Source organism: Streptomyces sp. NPDC002851 (genome assembly GCF_053591935.1).
Genome location: NZ_JBSFUT010000092.1, coordinates 1 through 2,183, shown reverse-complemented (window position 1 = coordinate 2,183; position 2,183 = coordinate 1). Strand labels below are relative to the sequence as shown.

The window sequence follows — 2,183 nt, the reverse complement described above, 5'->3', positions numbered from 1 at the left end:
CCCGGGCCGCGCGGGGTGTTTTTTGGGGGGGGGGGGGGGGGGCCCCCCCCCCCCAGTTACGGGAAGGGGCGGGGCTGGGGAAAAAGAACCCTGGCACCCCGCCACCCCCGTCACATCGCCCGCAGCCCCGCCGCAGTAGCCCGCACCAGCGCCTCTAGATACCCCGCCCCCGGCCGCTCCCCGCGCACCACCACCGCCCGCCAGTACAGCGGCCCCGAGATCAGATCCAGGGCCAGCTCCTCATCGAGCCCCGCGCGGAGCTCCCCCCGCTCGACCGCCGCCCGCAGCACCCCGGAAGCCACCCCGTACTGGCCCTCGCGGAGCGCCTTTTGGAGGGCCTCCGCGATGTCCGGGTTGCGGGCCGCCTCCGCCTGAAGGTCCGGGATGATCTGCCCGGCCACGGGGTGGCGCAGCGCTCGCGCCGTCACCTCGTAGAGCAGCCGTAGATCGCCTTCGAGCGAGCCCGTGTCCGGGGCCGGAAGCCCCTGCACCGCCACCGCCGAGACCAGGTCGAGCACCAGGTGCAGCTTGGAGCGCCAGCGGCGGTACACCGCCGTCTTGCCGACGCCCGCGCGCCGCGCGACCCCCTCTATCGACATCCGCCCGTACCCGACCGCCGCCAGCTCGGCGAAGACGGCCGCGCGAATGGCCTCGGTCACCTCCTCACGGAGCACGGCGGCACCCGCGGGTGCGCGGCGACGCGGTCTTTCGGGCGTGGCAGGTGGGCCTGAAGTCATACGGACAGCATAGGCCGTAACGACGATACGGTTGCGTTCCGACGTAAGACAGCTCTACTCTCAACGTGACGACGAAACGGGCCCGTCCCGACGCATGCACCCACCCGGAAGGCAGACCGCTCCGTGAGCCAGGTCCTCGACGCCCCGCCGCGCCCCGTGCCCCCGACGGAGAGCCCCGCGCAGCTCGCCGCCCAGCACGGGCTCTCGGTCAGCAACGCGCGGCCATCGCTTCCGGCGTACGTCGGGCAGCTCTGGGCGCGGCGCCACTTCATCAGCGCGTTCGCCACCGCCAAGCTGACCGCGCAGTACAGCCGGGCGAAGCTCGGCCAGCTCTGGCAGGTCATGACGCCGCTCCTGAACGCCGCGGTGTACTTCCTGATCTTCGGGCTCCTGCTCGGCACCAGCCGGGGCATCCCGGACTACATCCCGTTCCTGGTCACCGGCGTCTTCGTGTTCACGTTCACGCAGAGTTCGGTGCTCACCGGGACCCGCGCGATCAGCGGCAACCTCGGCCTGGTGCGGGCGCTGCACTTCCCGCGGGCCGCGCTGCCGGTCGCGTTCTGCCTCCAGCAGCTCCAGCAGCTGCTCTTCTCGATGGCCGCGCTCGTGGTGATCCTCTTCGCCTTCGGGGTGCCGCCCGCGGTGTCCTGGCTGCTCGCACTGCCCGTGCTCGTCCTCCAGTTCCTGTTCAACGCGGGGCTCGCCCTGGCCGTCGCCCGGATCGGCAGCAGCACCCCGGACATCTCCCAGCTGATGCCGTTCGTGCTGCGTACCTGGATGTACGCGTCCGGCGTGATGTTCAGCCTCGACCATGTCCTCAAGGAGCACGACGTACCCGGCTTCGTGCAAACGCTCCTGGAGTGCAATCCGGCCGCGGTCTACATCGACCTGATGCGCTTCGCCCTGATCGACAGCTTCCAGCGGGACCAGCTGCCGCACGGCTCGGTGGGCCTGACCCTGGCCTGGGCGCTCGGCTGGGCCCTGCTCGCCGGGATCGGCGGGTTCATCTACTTCTGGAAGGCAGAGGAGAGGTACGGCCGTGGCTGAGCAGATTCCGCAGTACGCAACGCAGGACGCAGTGCAGTACGCAGCGCAGGACGCTGTGCGGTCAAGCGTCCCCACCGTGATCGCCGACGATCTGCACATCGTCTACCGCGTCAACGGCGGTGCGAAGGGCAAGGGCAGCGCGACCGCCGCGCTCAGCCGCATCATCAAGCGAGGCCTGCGGCAAGAAGCAGAGCGGGGCGTGCGCAAGGTGCACGCGGTCAAGGGCGTCTCCTTCACCGCGTACCGGGGCGAGGCCATCGGCCTGATCGGCTCGAACGGCTCGGGCAAGTCGACGCTGCTGCGCGCCATCGCGGGCCTGCTCCCGGCCGAGCAGGGCAAGGTCTACACCGACGGCCAGCCGTCCCTGCTCGGTGTGAACGCGGCTCTGATGAACGACCT

3 protein-coding genes are annotated in these 2,183 nt (G+C 70.7%); 2 read left to right on the top strand and 1 reads right to left on the bottom strand.

Going from position 1 to position 2,183, the window contains the following annotated elements; translation table 11 throughout:
* Positions 1–110 precede the first annotated feature (110 nt).
* Complete coding sequence (locus ACWD10_RS38375; protein ID WP_451098464.1) at positions 111–737, bottom strand: TetR/AcrR family transcriptional regulator; 627 nt, start codon at positions 735–737, stop codon at positions 111–113.
* Positions 738–860: 123 nt separating this feature from the next.
* On the opposite strand from ACWD10_RS38375, the gene ACWD10_RS38370 reads away from it, so the two are divergent.
* Together ACWD10_RS38370 and ACWD10_RS38365 are read left to right on the top strand one after the other, a co-directional pair.
* Entirely contained in the window at positions 861–1,784 is a 924-nt protein-coding gene (locus ACWD10_RS38370; protein ID WP_451098462.1) for an ABC transporter permease, read from the top strand.
* A gap of 31 nt (positions 1,785–1,815) precedes the next feature.
* Positions 1,816–2,183, top strand: a 368-nt coding sequence (locus tag ACWD10_RS38365) for an ATP-binding cassette domain-containing protein (RefSeq protein WP_451098466.1), incomplete at its 3' end; no start/stop codon positions are given.

Coding starts and splice junctions, on each gene's coding strand:
- ACWD10_RS38375 (WP_451098464.1), bottom strand. CDS start 737: ATGACTTCAGGCCCACCTGCCACGCCCGAAAGACCGCGTCGCCGCGCA.